Origin of the sequence: Neptunomonas japonica JAMM 1380, assembly GCF_016592555.1 — a bacterium.
GTDB lineage: Bacteria > Pseudomonadota > Gammaproteobacteria > Pseudomonadales > Balneatricaceae > Neptunomonas > Neptunomonas japonica_A.
The window spans coordinates 2172138-2191233 of sequence record NZ_AP014546.1; the positions used below are offsets into that span (position 1 = coordinate 2172138).

Consider the following 19096-nt stretch of genomic DNA (forward strand, 5'->3'; position numbering starts at 1 on the left):
ATGCACATCAATTCAGTATCAGCGACGATTCTTGCAGGAACAGACGATGGGCTAAAACCCTTTGGCTTTGAGTATGACTTTAAGCCAGGTTTAAACATCCTGACTGGTGATAATTCCAGTGGTAAATCTACCATTCTTAGCTGTATGTATTATTGCCTAGGAATGGAGCAGTTAATGGGGAGTAAGGGGATTAATGCCCTAAGTCCAGCCTTACATCAAGTACTTAATTTTGACGACTATCCGTGTAATGTCTACGAATCCAGCTGCTCTCTTAGCTTCACTGCAAATAATGGCAGTAAATATACACTAACACGCCAAATTACTTCTTCTGATGTAACCACAATTAATGAAATACTGATATTCGATGGCACCACAACTACACCTAAGTTTGTCCACTCTGCAAGAGATCATGGTGATCAAGGGTTTTATCAATGGCTTGCAGAGGTTAATGGTTTGGAAATTTTTAATGTCGAATCTTTTAACGGTGAATCGACCAAACCTTTATATATGCAGAATGTATTTTCACTAGCTTTTATTGAGCAGACAAAAGGTTGGTCAGACATTTTCTCAATGATGCCTAGTTTTGGTATTAAAGATCCTAAACAAAAGGTTGTAGAGTATTCATTGGGACTTAAATCTCTCGAATTAAACATGAAACTTGATCAAATTAAAGCCAATAAAAACCAGATAAAAGGTGAATGGAAGCGAATTGATAATGACTTAAACTATCGTGCTCAAGCAACTCAACTCTACTTGTCTATTTTCGATAAGAATAAGCCAATTACAGATAAAAGGATCGAAGGCATATATGCTGCTGAGCTTAACAAAGAAGAAAAAGAAGTCAAAACTAACCAGCTAGCTGAAATTATTCAAAAAGAGATTGATGCCTCCAACAAACGTATTGCACTAACAGATACTCCTAAAGAAGCCTCTAAAGATTTAATTAACACTAGGGAAAAAATAAAAGAGTCTCTATCCACATTTATATCTGAAAGGAATGATGCATCGGAGCTATACGAAGAGGAAAAGGTAAAATTAGCTAGTTTCAAAAGCTCATTGTCTTCTACGATAAACGATGTTCAGGGCTTTCAGGATGTAAAGAAGTTATCTATTAGTCGGAATTGGGTAAGCTTATCAACTGCCAAGTGTCCTGTTTGTGAAAACAGCGTTGAGAATAAAAAGGATGCTGAACTCTCTGAAGAAACCATTGAAAAAAGTATTGCTTTTCTTAAGTCACAAAAATCAACTTATGAAAAATATATTGGAGCGTCGGAGTCTGTTCTTGAGCGATATGTATCGGCTCTTGCTTATTATGACAAAAATATCGCATTAAAACGGATACAGCTCGATAGTATTCATAAAGATTTAAATTCCCCTAGTTCACAATCAATTCGAGGTGAACTTGAGATACAGACAGAATTAAAATACCGACTTAATGATATCAACCAGTTTAATTCTTACCTCGAATCAACGAAGAGCAGGATGAAAAAATTAAGTTCTCAGTATTTCATTCTAGACAAAGAAGAAAAAAGACTTAAAGGCTTAGTTTCTAGTGATGAAGAAACAATTCTTAAGTTCAAAAGATATTTTATTTCGCTTTTAGATTCCTTCGGCTATAAAAGTAATGGTGTTAAAAATATAACTATTAAGGACAATCCTCCACACAGGCTCATGCCAATTGTCTTTATGGAGGGGCAAGAACCACAATATATCCGATATGTTTCTTCTGCCAGTGATTTTGTAAGGTCAATTTGGTCTTACTATCTTTGTCTGTTAGAGATGGGAGACTCACATCCGGGCTTCCTATTAATGGATGAACCTGGGCAGCATCAGATGCGAGTAGATAGTATGAAAGAGTTATTGTCACATAGCTCTAAACTTGGGAAGCAAGTAATTCTTGCGATATCACAAGATAGAGATTATGACAAAAAAGACGTTAATATATCTACATTAATCGAGGGTATTGATTCTAATAAGATTCACATGCATCACATCGATGACAAAACTTATTGTATATCCCCTACTGAGATTGCCACTAACGATGAAAGGCTGTAGGTCTTTCGTAATGCAGGAAAGTAGGAAAGTAGGAAAGTAGGTCAAGGGTCTGTTTATTGACCAGGGCGTAGCCCAGCGGACTGACGGATCAAAAATATGCTGGCACACAGGACTGGAGAGTTGTGGGCTCTAATCTTAGCCCCCACAACACCCTGTACCCTTTGCACACCGGCGTTTCACTGTTTTACCCAAGCATCGCGTAGTGCATAACCCCTGAGACTTTAAATAAGCATTGGATAATGCTTGATTAATCCTCAGAGTTTTAGCGCTGCGCCATGGGGCTTTGCTGGTGATTCCACACGCGACTGCCGCCTGTACGTAAACACCCAATCGAATCAAGCTTCCAAAAACAAAAACCACAGCAGGTTTATAGATACCCGCTGTGGTTATAAAGCTATCATACGATAGCGATTCAGAACTCAGTAACCAGCCTTAGCGACCAAGCACAGGAACGCTGTGCAGATCATGTGCGATGCACACATTTTTGGTTTCCATGTAAAAGTCAAAGCTCCAATCGCCACCATCACGACCAATACCCGACATTTTCACACCACCAAACGGTGATGGCAGGTTACGGTTGTTTTCGGAATTAACCCACAACATACCCGCTTCGACTTTATCAGCCATACGCATTGCGCAGCCTGTATTGCTTGTCCAAATGTAACCCGCAAGGCCATAGATAGTGTCATTTGCTAAGGCAATGGCTTGCTCTTCCGTATCAAACTCAATCGCCGTTAGCACAGGGCCAAAAATCTCTTCTTGCGCAATACGCATGCTATTTTTGGCTTCTACAAACAAGGTTGGCGTCACATAGTTACCTGGGCCCATCTCATCGCGTAAAGACTTACCACCGACAGCAACCGTTGCTCCATCTTGTTTTGCGATATCAAAGTAGCTTGTTACTTTGTCGTAATGGCCGGTATGTACTAGAGGGCCGACTTCCGTTGCTGGGTCTAGTGAGTGGCCTACTTTTAGGTTGGCAACGCGTGCTTTAAGCGCCGTTAAGAACTTGTCTTTAATGCCACTTTGCACCAACAAACGGCTTGAGCTGGTGCAGCGCTGGCCGTTTAGGCTGTAAATCATGAAGACAACAGCATCTAGCGCACGGTCAAAATCTGCATCATCAAATACGATAACGGGGTTTTTACCCCCCAGCTCAAGATGTAAGCGCTTGAGCGTATTAGCCGTTTGTGCTTGGATTTTCTTACCTGTGGCAGAATCACCTACCAACGCCACTGCTTTAATGGCTGGGTGTTCTGTTAGTGCTTTACCTACCACGGTGCCAAAACCATTAACCATGTTCCACACACCTTTTGGCAAGCCTGCCGCTTCTGCACACTCAGCCAAAATAGAGGCTGTTAACGGGCTAAGCTCTGCTGGCTTATGTACCACGGTGCAGCCTGCGGCAAGCGCTGGTGCAATCTTCCATGTCGATAACATGAAGGGTGTGTTCCACGGTGTAATAACCGCCACAGGGCCAATGGGGTTACGCACGGTGTAGTTAGTGTGTTGGTCTTGATGAAGCGATAAACCATTACGCGCTTCTGGTGCTTTATCAGCAAAAAAGCGAAAGTTAGCAGCACCGCGTATAGCCGCTTGGCGCATAAAGCGTATGGGCTGGCCGCAATCCATAGACTCAACCATGGCAATCTCTTCTGCACGTTTTTCCAGCTCATCACCTAATTTGTGCAAGATTTTCTTACGCGCAGCACCCGGCATAGCAGCCCACTCTGCTGCTGCCGCTTCTGCCGCTTCACATGCCGCGTTTACATCGGCTGCACTGCCTTGCACCACTTTACCTAAAAAACTCTGGTCTGTTGGTGTAGTGTTATCAAACGTGTTGCTCTCACTCCCTAACGTCCATTCACCGTTGATGTAATGGCCCAGCGTATTCTCTTTAAAACGAGTTAAGTAGCCTTCAGCTTTAGCGATGTTTTGTTGCAGTTGTTCGCTCATCTCTTCTCTCCTAACTCGTTTTAGTAGTTGTCGCCGTAAAACTCTTGCTCTGAAACAATGTATGTTTCTAGTGCACCAATTTTTTCAATTTCACAAACCACTTTGTCGCCGGGTTGCATATCTTTTAGGCCTTCTGGAGTACCCGTTGCTATCATGTCGCCCGGTTTTAGGGTCATGATCTTGCTGAGGTATTCAACGAGGAATGGCACATCAAAAATAATATCCGCCGTGGTGCCATCCTGAGTAAGCTCGCCATTCACATGGGTCGTTACTCTCAGGTTAGAGATATCACCTACATCCTCTTTATCAATGACCCATGGGCCAATTGGTAACAAGGAGTCACGGCTTTTTACACGTAGGTTAGGACGGTAGTAATTCTCTAGGTAATCTCGGATCGCAAAGTCGTTACATACGGTATAACCGGCGATGTAATCCATCGCCTCTTCACGCGAGATGTTTTTACCTTCTTTGCCGATTACAGCGACCAGTTCGCACTCATAGTGCTGGAATTTAATATTATCGGGACGATAAACATTCTGTTTATGCCCTGTCAGTGTATTAACGCCTTTAAGGAACACTAGCGGCTCTTTTGGTGGCTCAAATGCTAGCTCGCGAGCGTGATCAGCATAGTTAAGCCCTAGCGCAAAAATAGTGCCCGGCTCTTTAATGGGGCTTAACCAGATTACATCTGATTCGTTAATCAACTGGCCATCCGTTTTTAATGTGAGCTGACCTGTTGTTGCAAAAGAATCTTCTACTGTTACATCTAGTTCTTGGCCGTTAAGTGGCCCGGCACCGGTAAATAATACGCGTGCGTGTTTCATTGTTCTTTCCCCTTAAGCTCGGCCAGCGACGTTGTTCAATTCGATGACACCTGCAATAGCAGAGCTGACTTTGTCGCCTTGTTTGATTGGCGCACGCTGGCCCGGAAAACCTACAGCGATCACATCGCCGGGCTGCAACGTCATGATGTAAGAGATCGTAGAGATAAGCTCTGCCACACTGCGCACCATATTAGACACAGGCATTTCGCTTACTGTCTGGCCATTAACTTGGGTGACAACAGTCAGGGTTTGTGGGTCTGCCACATCGGAAGCAGGTACAACAACAGAGCCGATCGGTGCACTGCCATCAAGACACTTACCCTTTATATCGGGGCGGTAGTACGTCAGCTCAGGCAGAGAGAAATCATGAACAAGAGAGTAACCGCCTACATAGCTAAGCGCTTCTTCTTGGCTTACTCGGCAACATTCTTTACCAAAAACAACCGCCAGCGATGCACCTACCACCATGCTTTCAGCGGCCTGCCCTTCGCTCATGGCCCACTCAACAGTCGCGCCTTCAGTGCTCCAGGTGTTGTGCGGTTTAAAGTAAAGCACTGGCTGAGTGGGCGCACTTTTATAAGGCGCTTCATTAAATTCAGCTTGCATCGCTTCGAACTGGCTTGCATCGTTCAGCGCAACACACACCAACTTACCTTTAACGATTGGATTGTTTGTCATGATTTAAAACCTATAAAAATAATCTGTAAAAATATCGTTAGTAACCGCTAGACTGGTTTGAGTCTGCTTTATTAGCGCCCGACTTAACGCTTTCAGCTAACTGCTTAGCAGCATTACCTAGCAATAGAGTGTCTACTCCAATGCCCACAAATTTAGCGCCCTTCTCAACATAGTGATGCGCTTTGGCTGGATTGATACACAACAGACCACCCGCCTTGCCCGCATCCTTGATAATCTGTAAACCATTCTCAATAGCGGCAACCACTTCTGGGTGATCGGGGTTGCCGATGTGCCCCATAGAAGCCGATAGATCAGAAGGCCCGATAAAAACAGCATCAACTCCATCGACCGCAACAATCTCTTTCAAGTTTTTCATCGCAGTGACGGTTTCTACCTGCACAATAAGGCAAATCTCATCATTAGCTTTTTGAAGGTAACCGGGAACACGGTTCCAGTTAGCTGCCCGCGCTAAAGAACTGCCTAAACCACGGATCCCTTGTGGCGGATATTTCACGGCTTTGACCAACTCTTTGGCTTGTTCGGCGGTATCACACATCGGAATAAGTAACGTCTGCGCACCGATATCCAACAAGCGTTTTAGCAAGGCAGTGCGGCCCTCTTCTGGGCGAACAATGGCAGGCACACCATAAGGCGCGATCGCTTGAAGATGACGCATGATGGAGTCCAGCTCAAAAGGGGCATGCTCACTGTCGATCAGCAACCAATCAAAGCCAGAACCGGCCACTATCTCTGCGCATGATGCATCGGGCAGCCCCAACCATAGGCCCCACTGCGTTTCATCGCCCTGTAATGCTTTCTTAAATTTGTTTACGGGAAGTTCCATCACGTTCATCTCTATCTATGTTGGCCAATCAGTACACTGTTTGCTTAAACGAACTTCACTGAGATACCGCCCAATGGGCCGTAATCTGCATGAATCGTATCTCCCGCTTTTACTGGGATCGGGCGCGTAAATGAGCCTGCCAATACAACCTGACCAGGCTCTAGCGCTACACCGTGCGGTGCAAAACGCTTACATACCCAACAGATACCATTCGCAGGGTGGCCCAATACGCCCGCCGCAATACCTGTCTCTTCAATCTGGCCGTTCAAATACAATAAAGCGCCCGCCCAACGCAGATCAATATCCATCGGTTTTACCGGGCGTCCGCCAAGGATAATCCCGGCATTAGCTGCATTGTCAGAGATGGTGTCCAGTACTTTGCGGGTGTAACCCGTATCAGGGTCCGTACGGTGGCAACGCGCTGCAATTAACTCGATAGCAGGAACCACGTAATCAGTGGCATTGAGTACATCAAAAATCGTGACATTATCGCCTTCTAAGCGGTCTTTTAAGACAAAGGCGAGTTCTACTTCGATACGTGGATCTAAAAAGTCAGATGCTTTGATCTGCGCGCCATCGTCAAAGAACATATCATCAAGCAGTACGCCGTAATCAGGCTGGTCGATATTAACGGCCATTTGCATAGCACGTGATGTCAGGCCAATCTTATAGCCTTTAATAGAGGCGCCTTCAGCGATCTTACGATCCACCCATGCTTTTTGAATTTTGTAAGAGTCATCCATTGTCATATCTGGATACTCTAGTGTGAGCGCGGGGATCTGCTTGCGTTGCTTCTCTGCGTCATAAAGACGATCTGCTGCAGTTTGAATCTGTTGGGGAGTTAACATGGCAGCCCTTCCATCATTGCAAAGCTTGAGTGATTGAAGCTTTGTTCTTTTGTTGGTGTCTGTACTTGGCCTACGTTCAGCAGCAAATACATAAGATATTAAGCAATATACTTAATATATTAAGTAACATCCAGTTGTATTTTAATTCAAGTGATAGATTTTCGACTAGGCGCAGGATTAAACGAATATTTAAGCTAACTTAGGGGGCTTTCGTAAAAGAAATATAAAGCAGGAATATGCCTCAAGAGTTTCAGTTTTGATCATCACTGACAGAGCGCTGTATAACGCAGATTAAATGGAATCTATAGGTAGAACAGGGCCTAGATTATGAGATAACCTCTGCCCTATCGTACTGAATATTTTATGTTTAGTTAGTTGAAACATAAATGGAAAATGCTTCATTTAAGTTAAATTCCATTTCCCGAATACGCTCAATTGCCGTCTGATCTAAGGCTTGTTCTACACTTAATAAGAGAATCCCAGATTCACTAATTAAATCCCGGCTGAGCTTCATACCTAATTTCAGGTCAGCACTTTGAATACAGCTATCTGATATAGACTCACCTTTTTTTGCTAATAGCTGAATCAGTTTTTGCAATGTTGCTACAATATCTTGATTGTAACGCTCCGGCGCTTTTGTCTGCAGGTAAGCAATCGCTTCATCGGTACTGTATTGTCGTTCATCATATAGCCCAGTCGTTAATTCTACGTAGTCATTCATTACGCATATAATTTGAGCACTCATATCAATTTGATCTGCAGATATGCCGTTAGGGTAACCGCTTCCATCTAAATACTCTTTGTATTGCAGAATCACTTTCCCCGATGCATACAGCGGTTTAACCATCATACAAGCCGCTTGTGCTAATAAAGGATGCCTTTGGAACTCGCGCTGCTGTGCAGGCGCCATTTGTAAATAAGGTACTTTAAGCAACTCATCGGTGAAACTGAGTTTCCCTATATTTCTTAATTGCCAAGCATAATAAAGTTGCTTTAAATCCGCGCCTTCAATGCCTGAGTACTTAGCAATACCCACCAGCAATTGGTTAAGCTGTAAGTTAAGACTTGAAACCTTAACGCCCATGCGGCGGGCCGTTAATGTAGAAAACATTCGAACAACTGAACGATAACTCCCTTTAAGTTGATCGTTGGTAAGCTTTAGCTGTTGAGTACGCTCCTGCACTTTCGCTTCAAGAGATTCGTTAAGCTTTGCAAGCTCAGCATTCTTTTGAGCCGTTTCTGCTTGCAAACGTTTATTTTCAAACTTCATCGCAGTTAGCTCAAAGCTATCGCTTACCACCTTTTTTACTTGATCATCATCCCATGGCTTGAGCATGAAGCGACTAATTTTACCTTTATTAATCGCATCAATTGTCGATTGAGTATCTGAATAACCAGACATCACAACTCTTTCAATTTCTGGGTGGTTTTCAGATACCTTCGCTAGAAAACATCCACCTTCCATCTCTGGCATACGCATATCGCTAATAACAATATCAACGGGTTGTTGCTTAAGCATTTCTAATGCTTCAATAGGCGAGGTTGTTGAGCGCACCGTGCAACGCAACGGTCTTAGTAAGCGTTTCAGTGCATTTAATACCGCTTGTTCATCATCAACGAGAAGCACACTATTGTCTTTATACTCCATTTTCACCTCTCTTTATTAGCCTATCCGATAAACTCAATATATAAATACAGTCATGAAACGACCGAGTTCAATGCAATCGATTTAGTTTAAAGATCAGTTTAGTTCAGCCGTAGCGTTTATGCGTAATATAAGAGGCGCAATAGCAAAAGAGAAAAATAGCGGGCACATAAAAAAACCCGATATAAATATCAGGTTTATTTAAGAAATAGAGAGGCCAGTTTATTTACACAAAGCCTTATAGCGCTGTAAGCCATCACGCTTAGCTATACGAGCGCGCCACTGATTAATGTTGTTATATGCACTCAAGTCAAACTTGATATCATCACAAATGCCCACAACGAACGATACATTTAGGTCGGCCAGCGTAAACCTGTCTGCCACTAAAAAGTCATTGCCTTGTAACTCAGCATCTAAGCTTGCTAGCATCACAGGGATTTTTTCGAATGCTTTAGCAATCACATCGGCATTGCGGTGTGGTTCTGGTACAAATACCAACTGAATAAAAGCATCAATCATGGGCACCTGTAAATCGGCTACAGACCAAACGCTCCACTGGCTCACTAAACCACGCTCTTGTGCCGTTGTGCCTAGTAGCTCAGGTTTATATGCATCGGCAATGTAGTTATTAATGGCCAGTGATTCCCAAATAGTAAAGTCGCCATCTTGAAGTGCCGGTACTTTACCGTTGCGATTAATCTTCAAAAACTCTTCAGACTTATGCTCACCCGCTTTAAAGTCGATAGTTTTTGTTTCGTAAGATACGCCAGACTCTTCGAGGCACCAGAAACAACGCCCTGCGCTAGATTTTGGACTACCATAAATTGTTATCATCACTTGTTCCTGTCGGTGTTAATTTAGCCGATATTTTACGGGGCTAATCAAGTAGTTACCTACTAAAAATGGATGTACGCTAATAAGCTGATCAGTCACATCAGACTGTACAATAAAGGCAATATCACTGATATCGCGCTCAGTCTTGGCAAGGACTTCATAAGCTAGCCCTTTACGTAAGATCAACTTACCCTCTTCATAATAATCTGCATCTAAAACAATTTGGTCACCTTCAAGAAGGCTGTACCAAAAGAACTCAGAATCAACAAGTGGGTTAACATCTTCTTCTTTGATAATCACGGTAGAACTACGCCATGTCGTATTGCGAGATGCACAATTTCTGAATTATTACCTAGCGATAGCTTGCGCATAATATTAGCTCGGTGTGCATGGACCGTTTTATGACTCAAGAATATAGACTCAGCAATCTGTGTTGCTGTCTGTCCCTCTGCTAACAAGGTAAAAATTTCAAACTCTCGCTTGGTAAGTAATTTAACCGGGCTAACCTCTTCATCATCACCATCATTAATGATCGCTTTGATGCTTTCAGAGAAATGCGTTCCACCTAAGTACACATCCAAAACAGCCTGAACCAGCTCTTCGGGTGCGCAGCGCTTTGTTAAGTAACCTTTTACACCGACCTTCACCAAGCTTTTAGGATAAGGGTTCGATTCCCATACAGTCAGCACGATTACTTTTGCTAAAGCATCATGTGCAATGATTCTTTGGATTGCTTCAATGCCACCTTGGGCACCGGATGCATCCTGAGAGTCGGCATCACTCGGCATAGAGAGATCCATAATAACGACATCAGGAGAGGTCTTCTTATAGGTATTAAAGGCTTCTTCGCTATTATTAGCCTGGGCTACAATTTCAATTTGTGGATGAGAATCAAGTAGCTGCTTAAAGCCCGCACGCACAATATCATGATCATCAACGAGTAGTACTTTTGCTGTTTTCATAACGCCTATTTACATGTACTGATTGATTGTTGATAGAAAATTAATATCGATATAGGGGGAACCCAGTATAGCACTGCTTAAATTTTCATCAATTCTGAATTTGAGTCTGCACCGGTATATGCTTCACTACTATCTATATCTAAAGCATAAACTGATGCCTGATTTGGATCTTTACAACCCGCTGGATAAGCGACCAATTCATCGCTGTATCCAACCAATTTAACACCTTCTTGCTGGCAATGACGTAATACTTTCTCTAACGCTTTTATCACAGCAAGCTGACGGTCATTAAATTCTCCCGCCCCTAGCTCACTTCTGCGCTTACCCGTTACTTGGCGAATAACATAACCATCATCTCCAAGTAACTGAATACTGACACCTGTAATCTTCTCTTTAACCAATAACAACTTTGCTTGTGCAAACACTTCCTCAGATAAACAATTAACCGCGTCGCCCTCAGAACATGACAAAAGAGCCGCTCTAATAGTTTCGTTATCCGCTTCTAACTGTAAATCAGTATCCATGCGTTTTCCTGGAAGTATTTATCCGACAAGATTCGTATATAAGAAATTGATTATTAAGACATACTTTTTGCCAGAGATAGCTCATGTTTGCAATCAGTTAGTGCTTTTAGTGCATCATCATAACGTGCATCTTGCTGAGCTACGACTAGTTCCAAACGATGTTGTTGCTGCATTGCGGCCCTTTCTTTACTCAACAATTGATCCTTAAGATAAGCACACTCTTCTTCTTTACTCTTAAGAGATGATTCTAGGCTCTTGATTTTTATAATATTAACTTTCAGTTCAACTTTTGCATCAAGTAATAAATCACTGCTATCCAAAGACGCTGTAGGCACGAGAGAGGCACTATCACGTTGAATTATTTTTAACTGTTTATTTTCTCGTTTAATCTCATCCCGTTCAGATGTGGCTCGAATCAATAGAGTCTCAGACGCTAACAATTTTTGCTGCGCGTCCCTACACTGCTCATTAAGGGAATCACTTTGAGCACGTAAGGTCATATTTTGCTGCTGTAGCTGATCAACCGTCGCTCTTAACTGTTCTAGCTGCTCTAGGTTCTCAGCTTTACGACTGAGCAGTATATCGGCCACCTCATCTCTCTCATTTTTAAAAGAGTGATGCGCATAAGCTAGCGCTTGATCCCATAACTTATTTGCTGCACTAATAACGGGCTCTGGCAGCTCTGGATGCTGATCTTTTCGATTAATTCTGTCAGATAAGGTCGACCACCACGTATTTAATGCAGAATTGATGGTTGTAATACTGCCGCTGCCAATACGGTCTCGTACATTTTGTTGTGTCGGACGCGTACCTTCTTGTAACAGAAGATCAGCTGCGGCAAAAACTTTTTCTCGGGTATCTGACTTTTTTGGCATAAATAATACACAATTCGTATTGTTTGATACGTATCATATCTGTATCAACTGTGTTTTTCACGCCCAAAAAGCACTTTTCACTATAAATCAGTGATAGGCAATACTGACGCAGGCTTATTCAATGTACTGAGCAGCTTAAGCGCTGTGTAGGCATCATTTGCGGCATATAAAAGCTGATTATCCTTTAGCTCGCGCGCGGACCAATTCGACATAGTTACCGATTTAGATTTTTGAAACTTACGGTTAAACACGATAGCCACGGCTGCCTTCACGCCTAACTCTTTACGATAACCTTGCTGCCTAAAGACTCGATCCATATCCAAAATAGCCCGAGGCGCTATACCCAGCTTACGACGCAAATGGCTTTTGTCTGACTTCAACCCAAAACCTACTTTTATCACTTTAGTAGACTCCATTAATTCAGTTACATGCCGATGACTCTCAACTTTATGCAATTGAAATATATAGGCCGTCTCTAAGGTGGTGAACTGGACAATATGTGGCCCCAGAGAAGCCTCCCCTTTTTGGAACGTTGGCCGCGATTCCGTGTCAAACCCTATAAATTGACAGCGAGCGAGATCGCTAGCGGCAGCAGCAAATTCCTCTTTCGTATGAGGTACTATGATCTGCGCTAACGACAGCCCGACAAAAGGCTCTAAAAGTGCCATTTCAGATTTTGTTGGTGCCTCTATTTCATTTGCCATTTAGCTGTCTCAAAATGATTCTGACTTATGATAATGGGTTTATACAAACAACCATAGTAACTGATTAATACTAGAGGACTTATTCTTTTTAACTTCCTATTTACGCCTCTTTTAAAACTAGCCTATGCTTTAAACAATGTTCACATATTTAAGGAGTATTGATATGACTATTCGAATAGCAATTAACGGCTATGGACGTATCGGCAGAAATATCATGCGTGCCTTATATGAAGGCCACCATAAGGAGCACTTATCCATCGTTGCTATTAATGACTTAGGCGATGCCGATGCAAGCGCTCTTTTAACTGAGTACGACTCTGTACATGGACATTTTGAGCACACCGTTTCCGTTTCAGAAAACAAAATGCTTATCGATAATGATGAAATTAAAATATTAAAAGAAAGCGACCCACATAACTTAAATTGGGGGGACCTGGATATTGATATCGTTTTCGAGTGCACAGGGCGCTTTACCGCCCGAGAAAATGCCGCCATACACTTAAAACAAGGTGCTAAAAAAGTACTCATTTCGGCACCCGGAAAAGATGCCGACGCCACCATTGTTTACGGTGTAAACCATGAAATCTTAACCGCAGAGCACCTCATAGTATCCAACGCTTCTTGTACAACAAACTGCTTAGCACCGATGGCACACGTGCTTAATCAGCATATTGGTATCAAACAAGGAATCATGACCACGATCCACTCTTACACTAATGACCAGCATCTTTCTGACGTTTACAGCAACGATATTTATCGCGCCAGAGCAGCAGCATTATCCATGATTCCGACACGCACCGGGGCCGCCGAAGCCGTCAGTTTGGTATTGCCTGAACTCAAAGGGAAGCTATCGGGCTTAGCGGTACGCGTCCCTACGGCTAATGTCTCTCTAATTGATCTTAGTTTTACTCCGAACAATAAAACCAGTCTGGAAGAGATCAATAACCTGATGCACGATGCCAGCCAAGGACAACTGCAAGGCATCCTTGCTTACAATAAGCTCCCCTTGGTATCGGTAGACTTTAACCACAATCCCGCATCATCTATTTTTGATAGCACCCAAACCATCGTCAGTGATGGACTCATCAAGGTGTTTGCTTGGTACGATAACGAATGGGGGTTCTCAAACCGCATGCTAGATACCGCACGCGCTATGAGTCTCGTTTAACTTGTCCTAACGGGCATCAGCTACCCAGCATCACGCCAAACAATTTTGCTGCCTAACTCTGATGCCTTAATATCAATACGCGCAGGTATTTGTTCTTTAAGCTCTGCTACGTGGGAAATGATACCGATCATCCGGCCACTTTGTTGTAAGTCAGTCAGTGTACGAATGGCCAAATCCAATGACTCAGGATCAAGACTACCAAAGCCTTCATCAATAAAGAGTGTGTCTAAACGGATACCACCTGCATAAGCCTGCACTACATCAGATAAGCCCAGTGCCAATGCTAATGCGGCCATAAAGCTCTCGCCACCAGAAAGCGTTGCGACTGCACGCACTCTCCCACTGTAAGCATCCTCGACCTCCAGATCCAACCCCGATGCCTTATTACCTTTAGCACGCTCCTCTTTACGGAGCAGCCGATAACGCCCCTTGCTCATGAGTGCCAAACGGTGGCTCGCTTCAATCAGTACATCATCCAGCAGCACGCTTAACACAAAGCGCTGCAAACTTACCTTGTTGCCGGTCTGTCCGTTAGCCACATCACTCAAGGTGCCGACTACCGCATACTGCGCTTCAAGTGCAGAACCTTCTTTATTTAATGTCGCTATGCGCTGCTGTGTATTTTGCAGAAGCGTTAGCTGGTCGTGCACCAAACGCCACTGCTGCTCAGCTGCATACAGTGCCTCCTCTGCAGAAGCAATTTTATCTAAATACGGCTGTAAATCAGGACGGGCGGACTCCCCCAATGCCTGCTGCTGGCTTTGCAGTGCACCTAAGTTGTGTTGCAGCGCTTTTTTATATCCATCAATACGCTGCACAAGACTGTCTTTTATTGCAGCATCAAGAAGTGACTCCTTGAACTCTTTTACACCTTCAAATGCACTGCCCAATAAGCTTGCTTGCCATTGAGTTTTGGCTGCATCAAGCGTTTGCTGGCTTTGCCCTACATTCTCTTGAAGAACGCCTAACGCAGCAGCCGCAGAATCATGTTGCTCTTTTGCTGTGTCATAACGCGTTTGTAAGCGGTTCAACTGCTGCTCACAGCTATTCATGGTACCTTGTTGCTGCGTGATGGCAGCCTCTAGCACACCCAGTGAGCGGTATGCTTCTGGGAGTTCTTGTTCTGCTATTTGGTAGGCTTTTAGCTCTTGCGCCATAAGCTGGCTGGCAGCGTTCCAAGCGCTCTGCGTCTCGTCCATTGAGCTTGATAACGGCAGCTGCGATTTTTTAAGCTCATTCAATGCTTGCTCGGATTTTCTCAATATACCTTGCTGATTTTGTAAATTGTCCAATCGCTTTTTAAGCGCAGAAAAGTGCGACTGCATCTCTTGTAACGATGAGTGCGATGCGTCACCTAGCGCTTGATGTAGGTCTTTATCGATATCAGAAATCTCTTGAGACAAGCGGGATATTTCTGTTTTGATTGAGCGATAATTTTCTCGCTCTGTATTGAGTAAATCACTCGCTTCCTGATACTGCTTTCTTACCTGCTCTACCATAGCTTGAGTAGGTGGTGGAACGTCTGAGTGTGCTGGTGAAGGATGGTCCATGCTACCGCAAACAGGACAAGACGCTCCATCATCCAATGTCATCGCCAGAATAGCCGCTTGTGCTAAATGCCAATCTCGCTCGATAGTGTTCGCCGCTTTTTCCTTCTCATCGGCTGCTGCTTTTAATGCTGCGCCTTTTTGCCCCGAAGTAAGAAGGCTTGTTTCAAGCGTATTATTTTGGCGTTGTAGTTGATCAATTTTCTTCTTTTTCTCTAACTGCTGCGAGTAACTTTGCAGCGTCAGCGAAAGCCCATCAGATTCTTGTACAGACAGCCTTAATTGCGCAATGGATTGCTCTGTTTCGTCAATACTCTTTTGATTAGCAGCATGTAGCTGCTTCGAAAGCGCCAGTGCCGCCTCTGTTTTTGACGAAGCATTTACCGCAACAGCATGGTTATCTTTTAAGCTTTGTAGCTTCTGAACCCGAGATTGAAAACCCAATAAAACCTGTAGCTGTGCTTTATGAGCATCCAACTGCTGCCTCAACGCAGGTAACTGTGCATGCTCAATGGATATTGCCTGCAAAGACTGCTCAAACAGCTTGAGCTTTTCTGTTTCTGTTTTTAAGCGTTCGGTATGCTGTACATGTATTGCTGTTGAAGATTCAAAACGCTCAAAATCAGGCACAATATGTTGTGCCTCGCTATGACGCTGCAATTGAATAGACTGTTGATCAATCGCATCTTTCTGCTGTGCCAACACTTGCTGCTCAGCCATCAAATTATCTAACTGTGTAAAACGCGAAATTAACTCGACTGCTTGATCTTGTTCACGTAGCGCTTTTACCCGTTCTTCAAGCTGGTGATCATAAACCTGTTTTAGTTTTTGTGTATCATCTGAAGCATGCTGAAGCTTTTCAGTGAGTGTTTCAAGACTCTCTAATCCGGCTTGCCCCAACAGCGCAATTTTTTGCTTATTGAGCGAATCAACTTCACGTCGCACTTCTGCTGAGCGGTTTTTTAATTCATCTTCCAGACGTTTGTAAATTTGCGTCTGAAACAACTGACTAAAAATATGCTCTCTATCTTTTGAATCCGCCGTTAATAACTGGCGAAACTTACCTTGTGGCAATACCATCACCTGGCGAAACTGATCGGCATTCATGCCGAGTAACTGCTCAACTTCGCGGGTAGCTTCCGTTACTTTATTGCTGACAATCAACTTTTCTGGTGAGCCATCATCTGCCAATAACCAAAGCTGGGCTTCGCCAGACTGCTGAGTAAAGCCATCTCCTCTCGCTTTTGGGCGTGCCTGTTCCGGAATGCGACGGATTCGATAACATTTACCGGTTAACTCAAAGGTAAATGTTACTTCCGTTAGCAGGCTTGGCTGCGCGAGATCTGAGCGCATCTGCACACCTTCGCGCTCATCACCTGTAGTTTTTCCATACAAAGCAAAGCAGATTGCATCGAGTAAGGTGGTTTTTCCTGATCCTGTTGGGCCATTGATCAAAAAAAGCGGCTTATCGCCTAAGCGCGAAAAATCAATATTTTCTTCTGCCGCGAAGGGGCCAAAAGCACACATCTGTAACGTTAATGGATGCATCTGTTACAACACCTTTTGCAGTAGATCTTTATCATGTAGATCGGTGAGTGTTTGCGACACATAAGTTTGCTGCTCTTTAGTCAGCGGCTCTCCATTGACCTGCTCAAAAAAATCACTAAACATAGAGAACTCACCTTTTTTAAGCTGATCACGACGGGCGCTTTGCTGCGGATTAGCCGCCATCAGGCCGGGGCGCTCAATATGCAGTACGTTAGGGTACACATCGCGTAATTTTCCCATCACATCTAGTATCGCTTGTTTATCCGTTAAGCGTATTTGCAAATAATCATCATTTTTAGGGTCATCTTTGGCTTGCGAAAGAATCTCACTTAACTCACCGGTAATGGTGCGCATGTCTCTAATGGGCTGCAAAGGAATTTGTATGACCTCATCAACACCCTGACTACCCATATCAACGAGGGTTACCGACTTTATTTGCTTCTCTTCAGAAAAAGAATATTTAAGGATAGAACCTGAGTAACGAATGGTATCGGCACCTTTATATTGGCGGCCATGCAAATGCCCTAACGCGACATAATCAAACGATGCGAAATGCTTATAAGAAACTCGCTCAGCCCCACCTATCGACAATGGGCGTTCTGATTCAGACTCTTCACCACCATCAATAAAGCAATGGCTCAACAACACAGTGCGAGTATTGGTAGGAATACTCGACTGTAAAGAAGCCACAACCTGTGCCATCGCCTCATCATGCGTACTCGCTTCCACCCCAAGCACATGCCTTACTGAAACAGGATCAGCATAGGGAACCCCAAAAAAAGCAACATCACCATATTTGTCTTGCAGCGTAACGGGGTGAGACATTTGCTCAAGATCCGCCAATATATGCACCCCAGTTTGCGCCAACTGAGAAGAAGCGAAACTCAAACGCGCCGCACCATCATGATTACCACTAATCATAATGACCGGAATTTTTAATTGATTAACTCGATCCAATACATCATCTAGCAAAGCAACCGCTTGTGATGGAGGAACAGAACGGTCATATATATCGCCCGCGACCAGCAATACATCCACTTGTTGTTGCTCGGCAATATCTACTATTTGGTTCAGTACGTGGCGCTGATCGTCAAGCAGAGAAACATTATGAAACTGTCGCCCAATATGCCAATCCGATGTATGCAGTATTTTCACAAGTCATCTCTTTAATATTCTGTTTTTAAAAGAGTTAATATATTTTAATTTGTGCATTCACTGTTAAACAAACGAGAGAACAACTCAAAGTCTTGCATATTAATAGTTTGCGGCGGTTTAACAAAATCAGCGACGAGAGCATCAAAACACTGCTGATAAGGATCCAGTGCTACACGTGTATTCTCTTTAATGAAATGCACCCAGGCGAAACTTTCTTTATCGTTTATTAAATCATAAGTTTTAGTGACCGTGCCGATACATGTGGTTGGTCTATCGTCTAGCTTGCTCTTTGGCTTAAGGCTTAAACTTTGGATAGTCGCACCCTTACTGACCTTTTGTGTAGTCGCTAAATCGAGTGCAGAACCGAGCGTATCTAGTGCCATTAACGTTGCAGGATTGACGTTTATATCCACCTCTAAAATAGCTTCTGAAACTAACCGTGCCGACTGTATGCCACCATTACAACGATCACCACTTTCACCAATACTGGTAATAAAATCACGCGTACCTGCACCTATATGCGGCAAACGCCCAATGACATAAACAGAAGCATCCGTACCTTTTTGATCTTGCCTATCATGTACCAGCAACAGCTCCATTGCTTTATCTAGCGTACCTACGGGCTGGTAAACCACATAACCTTGAGACTGGCCCAACTCATCGACTGGACGTCTTGCATAATAGCCACCATCTGGCGTTTGCTTAACGGTGATGTCTTTATACTTTTCTGAGCATGCATCCATGTCAAACGCACCACCCTCTTCTTCCTGAGCTTTCAGGCCACTCAAACACAATGGATGAAAAATCGGAACAGACTCAGGCCCTTCATATGATGCACCCGCTTGAACTGATGCTGCAAAAGGTAAAGAAAAGACCAACGAGGCTAAAGCCAGGGATGTAAAACGCATTAATGCTCCAGTAATCAGCGG

General features: G+C 43.6%; 17 protein-coding genes. 2 read left to right on the plus strand and 15 right to left on the minus strand.

The features are described from left to right. Positions 1 to 2055 carry an AAA family ATPase gene (locus NEJAP_RS10155; protein ID WP_201347140.1) on the plus strand — a complete coding sequence of 685 codons (2055 nt, stop codon included), beginning with the start codon at positions 1 to 3 and terminating at the stop codon, positions 2053 to 2055. Positions 2056 to 2487: 432 nt separating this feature from the next. Here the strand turns inward: NEJAP_RS10155 and hpaE are convergent, their stop codons facing one another. From hpaE to NEJAP_RS10215, 12 genes are all read right to left on the minus strand, one after another. After that, positions 2488 to 4011: a 5-carboxymethyl-2-hydroxymuconate semialdehyde dehydrogenase gene (gene hpaE, locus NEJAP_RS10160; protein WP_201347141.1), complete on the minus strand. Its 1524-nt coding sequence runs from the start codon at positions 4009 to 4011 to the stop codon at positions 2488 to 2490. A 20-nt stretch (positions 4012 to 4031) separates the two neighbouring features. Then, positions 4032 to 4835 (minus strand): fumarylacetoacetate hydrolase family protein, encoded by an 804-nt coding sequence (locus NEJAP_RS10165; RefSeq protein WP_201347142.1) that lies wholly within the window; start codon positions 4833 to 4835, stop codon positions 4032 to 4034. Between the two features lie 12 nt (positions 4836 to 4847). After that, positions 4848 to 5513 (minus strand): fumarylacetoacetate hydrolase family protein, encoded by a 666-nt coding sequence (locus NEJAP_RS10170; protein ID WP_201347143.1) that lies wholly within the window; start codon positions 5511 to 5513, stop codon positions 4848 to 4850. Positions 5514 to 5550: 37 nt separating this feature from the next. After that, a complete protein-coding gene (hpaI, locus tag NEJAP_RS10175) occupies positions 5551 to 6357 on the minus strand; it encodes a 4-hydroxy-2-oxoheptanedioate aldolase (RefSeq protein ID WP_201347144.1) in 807 nt (268 codons plus the stop codon). A 44-nt stretch (positions 6358 to 6401) separates the two neighbouring features. Beyond that, positions 6402 to 7205: a 2-oxo-hept-4-ene-1,7-dioate hydratase gene (hpaH, locus tag NEJAP_RS10180; RefSeq protein ID WP_201347145.1), complete on the minus strand. Its 804-nt coding sequence runs from the start codon at positions 7203 to 7205 to the stop codon at positions 6402 to 6404. A 367-nt stretch (positions 7206 to 7572) separates the two neighbouring features. Next, on the minus strand, positions 7573 to 8853 hold the full coding sequence (locus NEJAP_RS10185) for a response regulator (RefSeq protein WP_201347146.1): 1281 nt from the start codon (positions 8851 to 8853) through the stop codon (positions 7573 to 7575). A gap of 219 nt (positions 8854 to 9072) precedes the next feature. After that, positions 9073 to 9684, minus strand: coding sequence for a glutathione S-transferase family protein (locus NEJAP_RS10190; RefSeq protein WP_201347147.1), 612 nt, complete (start codon positions 9682 to 9684; stop codon positions 9073 to 9075). 18 nt (positions 9685 to 9702) lie between these two features. Continuing rightward, positions 9703 to 9984, minus strand: coding sequence for a hypothetical protein (locus tag NEJAP_RS10195; protein WP_201347148.1), 282 nt, complete (start codon positions 9982 to 9984; stop codon positions 9703 to 9705). After that, a complete protein-coding gene (locus tag NEJAP_RS10200; RefSeq protein ID WP_201347149.1) occupies positions 9981 to 10646 on the minus strand; it encodes a response regulator transcription factor in 666 nt (221 codons plus the stop codon). The genes NEJAP_RS10195 and NEJAP_RS10200 overlap by 4 nt, the downstream gene beginning before the upstream one ends. A 77-nt stretch (positions 10647 to 10723) precedes the next feature. Continuing rightward, positions 10724 to 11170 (minus strand): hypothetical protein, encoded by a 447-nt coding sequence (locus NEJAP_RS10205; protein WP_028468980.1) that lies wholly within the window; start codon positions 11168 to 11170, stop codon positions 10724 to 10726. 53 nt (positions 11171 to 11223) lie between these two features. Then, a complete protein-coding gene (locus NEJAP_RS10210; protein WP_201347150.1) occupies positions 11224 to 12045 on the minus strand; it encodes a DNA-binding protein in 822 nt (273 codons plus the stop codon). 80 nt (positions 12046 to 12125) lie between these two features. Next, a complete protein-coding gene (locus NEJAP_RS10215; RefSeq protein ID WP_201347151.1) occupies positions 12126 to 12749 on the minus strand; it encodes a 3'-5' exonuclease in 624 nt (207 codons plus the stop codon). A gap of 163 nt (positions 12750 to 12912) precedes the next feature. On the opposite strand from NEJAP_RS10215, the gene gap reads away from it, so the two are divergent. Next, complete coding sequence (gene gap, locus NEJAP_RS10220; protein WP_201347152.1) at positions 12913 to 13917, plus strand: type I glyceraldehyde-3-phosphate dehydrogenase; 1005 nt, start codon at positions 12913 to 12915, stop codon at positions 13915 to 13917. A 20-nt stretch (positions 13918 to 13937) separates the two neighbouring features. Here the strand turns inward: gap and NEJAP_RS10225 are convergent, their stop codons facing one another. From NEJAP_RS10225 to NEJAP_RS10235, 3 genes are read right to left on the minus strand one after another with little or no spacing between them, the layout of a single operon-like run. Further along, on the minus strand, positions 13938 to 17012 hold the full coding sequence (locus NEJAP_RS10225) for an AAA family ATPase (RefSeq protein WP_201347153.1): 3075 nt from the start codon (positions 17010 to 17012) through the stop codon (positions 13938 to 13940). A 3-nt stretch (positions 17013 to 17015) separates the two neighbouring features. Further along, positions 17016 to 18167, minus strand: coding sequence for an exonuclease SbcCD subunit D (locus tag NEJAP_RS10230; protein ID WP_201347154.1), 1152 nt, complete (start codon positions 18165 to 18167; stop codon positions 17016 to 17018). Positions 18168 to 18211: 44 nt separating this feature from the next. Further along, entirely contained in the window at positions 18212 to 19075 is an 864-nt protein-coding gene (locus NEJAP_RS10235; protein WP_201347155.1) for a hypothetical protein, read from the minus strand. Between the last annotated feature and the right edge of the window lie 21 nt (positions 19076 to 19096).